Source organism: Proteus sp. MB838, from assembly GCF_054767435.1.
Window position 1 is genome coordinate 45,349 of sequence record NZ_BAABMO010000029.1, and the last position, 6,042, is coordinate 51,390.

Genomic DNA, 6,042 nt, shown 5'->3' on the forward strand with positions numbered 1-6,042 from the left:
GGGGAATATGATGAAAATTACCGTTGTATGTGGAAATGGTTTAGGCAGTAGCTTAATGATGGAAATGAGCATCAAAAGTATTTTAAAAGATCTGGCCGTCAATGCTGATGTTGATCATGTCGATTTAGGTTCGGCAAAAGGGACACCGAGTGATATTTATGTGGGAACTCGTGATATTGCGGAACAACTTAATGCTCAAGCGGTTAATGGCAAAATTGTTTCTTTAGATAATATGATTGATAAAGTCGCGATGAAAGAGAAACTTTCGACCGCATTACGTGAATTAGGCGCGCTATAAGGAGCCTAGTATGGACTTTTTCCGCTTTCTAATGAGCGATGTGCTTTCAGAGCCTGCTATATTAGTGGGTTTAATCGCATTGATTGGTTTAATTGCTCAGAAAAAACCTGCGACAGAATGTATTAAGGGCACCGTTAAAACCATTATGGGTTTTGTTATTTTAGGTGCGGGGGCAGGTTTAGTCATTAACTCGCTTGGTGATTTCTCAACGATTTTCCAACATGCATTTGGCATTCAAGGTGTTGTACCTAATAACGAAGCCATTGTCTCTATTGCACAAAAAAGCTTTGGTAAAGAGATGGCACTGATTATGTTCTTTGCCATGTTAATCAATATATTAATTGCACGCTTAACACCGTGGAAATATATTTTCTTAACGGGTCACCACACTTTATTTATGTCGATGATGGTCGCGGTGATTTTGGCAACAGCGGGTTTAGAAGGGGCGGTATTAGTTGCAGTAGGTTCATTAGTTGTTGGGGTATCAATGGTATTTTTCCCAGCCATTGCACATCCTTATATGAAAAAGATCACCGGCTCTGATGATGTCGCATTAGGCCATTTCTCTACTATTTCCTATGTTGTATCTGGTTTTATTGGTAGTAAATTTGGCAATAAAGCGCATTCAACGGAAGAGATGAATGTACCTAAGAGTTTACTCTTTTTGCGTGATACGCCAGTTGCGATCGCTTTCACCATGGGCATAATTTTTATTATTACGTGTTTATTTGCCGGTGACACTTTTGTTCGTGAAGTTAGTGGTGGTAAAAACTGGTTTATGTTCTCCTTAATGCAATCCATCACCTTTGCGGCAGGTGTTTATATTATCCTACAAGGTGTGCGTATGGTGATTGCAGAGATTGTTCCTGCATTTAAAGGCATTTCTGATAAGTTAGTCCCCAATGCAAAACCTGCGCTTGATTGTCCCGTCGTATTTCCTTATGCACCTAATGCCGTTTTAGTCGGTTTTCTGAGTAGTTTTGCAGCGGGTGTCATTGGCATGTTTATTCTTTATGCTTTAGATTGGACTGTCATTATACCTGGGGTGGTACCTCATTTCTTTGTGGGTGCAACTGCAGGCGTATTTGGTAACGCCACAGGGGGACGCCGAGGTGCTATTTTAGGTGCTTTTGCTCAAGGTTTATTGATTACTTTCTTACCCGTATTTTTATTACCTGTACTTGGTGATATTGGTATTGCCAATACCACATTTAGTGATGCAGACTTCGGTGTGATTGGTATTCTATTAGGGATTATTGTTCGTTAATATTACCGACGTTGATATTACTTATTAGTGGAATTTTAATAAATGCTCGACTTTTTAACCAGTCGGGCATTTTTTTGGTAGAAATAGTGTATTTAAATCCTCTCTCTTACTTGGTATTTATGCAGAGATGAATTTTTATATTTATTATCTGAATAATAATGCTATTATCCTAAGTGAATATTCACTATGTGTATATTTTTGTGCCTAATTAATTATAAAAATAGGTTTAACATCATAATCACTAAGGAAGAAAGAAGATGTCTTTAGCTATTCGATATCTTGCGTTATTACCACTTTTCGTTATTACTGCTTGCCAACAGCCTGTAAATTATAATCCACCAGCAACTCAAGTGGCTCAAGCTCAGCCTGCTATTGTCAATAATTCATGGATTGAAATTTCACGAAGCGCACTCGACTTTAATGTAAAAAAAGTCCAATCATTATTAGGTAAGCAATCCTCTCTTTGTGCAGTGTTAAAAGGAGATGCTTATGGGCATGATTTATCGTTAGTTGCCCCAATTATGATAGAAAATAATGTGCAATGTATTGGTGTAACAAATAACCAAGAATTAAAAGAAGTACGTGATTTAGGATTTAAAGGCCGTTTAATGCGAGTGCGTAATGCAACAGAACAAGAAATGGCACAGGCAACCAACTATAACGTAGAAGAGTTAATTGGTGATCTTGATATGGCAAAAAGATTAGATGCTATTGCCAAGCAACAAAATAAAGTCATTCCTATTCATTTAGCATTAAATTCAGGTGGCATGTCTCGTAATGGTTTAGAGGTCGATAATAAATCTGGGCTTGAAAAAGCAAAACAAATTTCTCAATTAGCTAACCTAAAAGTGGTTGGTATTATGTCTCATTATCCCGAAGAAGATGCTAATAAAGTAAGGGAAGATCTGGCTCGTTTTAAGCAACAATCTCAGCAAGTGTTAGAGGTGATGGGATTAGAGCGTAACAATGTCACATTACATATGGCAAATACCTTTGCGACAATTACCGTGCCTGAGTCATGGCTGGATATGGTACGTGTGGGAGGTATTTTTTATGGTGATACCATTGCGAGTACAGACTATAAACGTGTGATGACCTTTAAATCCAACATTGCTTCAATTAATTATTATCCTAAAGGTAATACGGTTGGTTATGATCGTACTTACACATTAAAACGTGACTCAGTACTAGCCAATATTCCTGTAGGTTATGCAGATGGTTACCGTCGCGTTTTTAGTAATGCGGGGCATGCGTTAATTGCTGGGCAACGCGTACCTGTTTTAGGAAAAACATCAATGAATACCGTTATGGTTGATATTACCAGTCTTAACAATATCAAACCAGGTGATGAAGTTGTATTTTTTGGCAAACAAGGTAATAGCGAAATTACCGCAGAAGAAATTGAAGATATCAGTGGTGCATTGTTTACCGAAATGTCAATTTTATGGGGAGCAACCAATCAACGGGTATTAGTTGATTAAGCTAGGTTGTGAGTGTTAGCAAATAATAAAAAGGCGATTGAAAATAACAATCGCCTGATATTGTTGATAACTTAAAGCTATAAATTATCAGGTAACCCATAGGCCACTAAGCTATCGCCCATTTTAGTACCAAATGAACCATGTCCGCCGGCCATAATGACCACATATTGCTTGCCTCCAATAGAGTAGGTCATTGGCGTTGCTTGTCCACCTGCGGGTAATCGTGCTTCCCATAACATTTTGCCATTCGTCACATTAAATGCTCGAATATAATTATCCTGAGAAGCAGCAACAAACATCACATTACCTGCGGTTGAGATAGCGCCTCCTAGCCCAGGAACACCAATTTTTAATGGTGGTAATTCCACTAAATTAGGCAAACTATCCCTAATGGTGCCAAATCGTTGTTGCTAAACAAGCTCATTTTTTGTTAAATCAACACCAGCAACAAATCCCCAAGGGGGTTGTTTACAAGGTAATCCTAGTGGTGATAAGAATGGATGAATATCAACACTATAAGGTGTTCCCGTCATGGGTTGTAAACCTTGCTCTCCGTGGCCTGCGTCAATTGCTTGACTGTCTTGAGGATCTTTTAAATAAAGTTTTGAGATAAAAGGCAAGGTAATAAAGTTCATTACCGCGACTTGTCTATCTTGATTAACAGAAATACCGCCCCATTCAAAAATACCGAGGTTACCAGGAAAAACAAGCGTACCGTTTTCTGATGGTGGAGTATAAATTCCCTCATAATTTAACTGATGGAAAGCGATACGACATAACAGCTGGTCTGCCATTGTGCCACCCCACATATCTGAACCTTGCAACTTATTTTTTGGTGCTAAATTAAGTGCTGAAAAAGGCTGAGTGGGTGAGTAATGCTCACCTTGTGTTTGTGGACCATATTTGACACTAGTAGGGACCGGTTTTTCTGTTACGGGAACAATAGGTGTACCGTCTCTTCTATCAAGAACAAACACATTCCCTGTTTTCGTGACGATATAAATGGCAGGTATTGTTTCATTTTTATCAGTTTTGATATCAACCAGTGATGGTTGCGAAGGAACATCCATATCCCATAAATCATGATGGGTGGTTTGGAAATGCCACAATAGCTCGCCTGTCGACCCTTTTAGTGCTAAAACTGAATTAGCGTAACGCTCTTTTAATGGATGACGATCGCCTCCCCAAATATCGGGTGTACCTACTCCTGTCGGAATATAGACCACATCCGTTTGTGCATCATAAGCTAAAGGCGCCCATGCATTAGGGGAGTTATGAACAAATTGAGTCTCTTTACCTGGCATCGCATTGGGATCTTCTGCGCCAGTATCAAATACCCATATTAATTTTCCGCTATTAACATCATAGCCACGGATCACACCAGAAGGCTCTTGAGTTGATAAGTTATCAGTAACAGAGCCACCAATGATAATAGTATTACCGGTGACGATTGGGGGAGATGTTGGGTTATATCCACCCAAATAAGCATAAGGCATAGAAGCTAACAGATTGATTTCTCCATTCTGACCAAAATCACGGCATGCATTACCCGTTTGCGCATTAACTGCGATTAGGCGGCCATCATTGACTGGAAGAAAGACTTTTTCAGGACATTCATCTGATATGCTTGGTTGGCGAACGTCGAGGCTTTTGGCAAATTCGGCACTATTATTTTGATTATAATAGGCAACCCCTCGGCAAGTCATATGCTGGAAGCTTTTGTTATATTGCAATTTAGAATCAAAACGCCACTTCTCTTTACCTGTTGCGGGATCTAAGCTAATTAAATATTGGTGAGGTGTACATAGAAAGAGATTATCTTCAATTTTTATAGGCGTAACTTCGTTGGTTATCTCAACGGCATCATTAGCTCTTTTTTCATCACCGGTATGAAAAGTCCATTTCTCAACTAACTTATCAACATTATCACTGTTGATTTGAGTTAATGGTGAATAGCGTATTCCGGCTTGCGTTCTGCCATAAGCGGGCCAGTCATTATCATTTACTCCGATAGGAGATATAGAGTTGGTGGGTTGTTGTTGTGTAAATTGACCATTAATGGCATGAGGATCGGTTAGTGAACTACCTAATATAATGATAAGTGTAGTGGCTAATAGTGTGAATAAGCCAATTTTATTGGTACGACAAGTGTAAACATTATTATTGAGTGTGAAAGGAATAAGGAGTAAGCCTAGAATAAAGATAATATCTAAGCGAGGGGCAAGTGCCCAAAAATCAAATCCTGACTCCCAGATACTCCAGACAATCGTTATTAAAAATAGAAAGTTAAAGAGTAATAGGGTGCTTTTCCTTCGACTTAAAAAGCAAGCTGCAATAATAAGAAGCATGACACCGGTAAAGAGATAAAAAGGCGATCCTGCTAATGAAACTAAATACCCTCCGAGTACAGTAAAGTAAAGAGCCAATATTGTGAGTATGATGAATACTATCCATCGATAGAAATGTGATATTTTCATAATGCTATCGTCCTATTCTTTCTTACCATCTTATAAATAGAATAGACAATAATTTATTAGCTCACCTATTTGTCTCTAACAACCATTGCATTAATATGCATTTATGAGAAATTTTAATATAAAACACTAGCATTAGTATTGAATGTAAGTGATATGATTATTTAAAGTAGGGTGCTTGTGAACACAAGGCGCAACAACGTTGGGCGAGAAATTGTGGGGGAAAATTCCCCCACAAAGCTATTTATCGCAAGATAAATTCGCTTGAACTAGGGTGTTACCACTACTGATATTAAAAGAGCACAATCTTTCATGTCTCAGTAGAGTAAAACACAAAACTGTAATACATACAGTAATCAGCCCAATAAGGGCAAGCTTAGTCATTTCTCTTGACACTCCTTGTTAAAAGAGACAGAATCAAGTTGTCTGGACTTGAGACTGCCTCGAATTTTATGTAAATAGAATTCGGGGCTTTCGTCTTTTTGGTCCTTGCAAATGCTTGAACCAAAATGATCCAAGCAC

General features: G+C 38.5%; 4 protein-coding genes and 1 pseudogene. 3 read left to right on the forward strand and 2 right to left on the reverse strand.

The genetic code is table 11. The features are described 5' to 3' along the window. The first annotated feature begins 10 nt into the window (after window positions 1-10). From ACYUCW_RS12935 to alr, 3 genes are all read left to right on the forward strand, one after another. Window positions 11-298: a PTS sugar transporter subunit IIB gene (locus ACYUCW_RS12935; RefSeq protein WP_012368108.1), complete on the forward strand. Its 288-nt coding sequence runs from the start codon at window positions 11-13 to the stop codon at window positions 296-298. Window positions 299-308: 10 nt separating this feature from the next. Further along, entirely contained in the window at window positions 309-1,565 is a 1,257-nt protein-coding gene (locus ACYUCW_RS12940) for a PTS ascorbate transporter subunit IIC (RefSeq protein ID WP_004243721.1), read from the forward strand. 257 nt (window positions 1,566-1,822) lie between these two features. Beyond that, window positions 1,823-3,046, forward strand: coding sequence for an alanine racemase (alr, locus tag ACYUCW_RS12945; RefSeq protein ID WP_017627994.1), 1,224 nt, complete (start codon window positions 1,823-1,825; stop codon window positions 3,044-3,046). Window positions 3,047-3,123: 77 nt separating this feature from the next. Here alr and ACYUCW_RS12950 read toward each other — a convergent pair. Together ACYUCW_RS12950 and ACYUCW_RS12955 are read right to left on the reverse strand one after the other, a co-directional pair. Then, window positions 3,124-5,523, reverse strand: a pseudogene (locus tag ACYUCW_RS12950) (membrane-bound PQQ-dependent dehydrogenase, glucose/quinate/shikimate family). Window positions 5,524-5,760: 237 nt separating this feature from the next. Beyond that, on the reverse strand, window positions 5,761-5,904 hold the full coding sequence (locus ACYUCW_RS12955) for a Hok/Gef family protein (protein WP_004247166.1): 144 nt from the start codon (window positions 5,902-5,904) through the stop codon (window positions 5,761-5,763). Window positions 5,905-6,042 lie beyond the last annotated feature (138 nt).

What these genes read in the sequence shown, in the direction of transcription:
- ACYUCW_RS12935 (WP_012368108.1), top strand. Translation starts at nt 11, where the DNA reads ATGAAAATTACCGTTGTATGTGGAAATGGTTTAGGCAGTAGCTTAATG.
- alr (WP_017627994.1), top strand. Translation starts at nt 1,823, where the DNA reads ATGTCTTTAGCTATTCGATATCTTGCGTTATTACCACTTTTCGTTATT.
- ACYUCW_RS12940 (WP_004243721.1), top strand. Translation starts at nt 309, where the DNA reads ATGGACTTTTTCCGCTTTCTAATGAGCGATGTGCTTTCAGAGCCTGCT.
- ACYUCW_RS12955 (WP_004247166.1), bottom strand. Translation starts at nt 5,904, where the DNA reads ATGACTAAGCTTGCCCTTATTGGGCTGATTACTGTATGTATTACAGTT.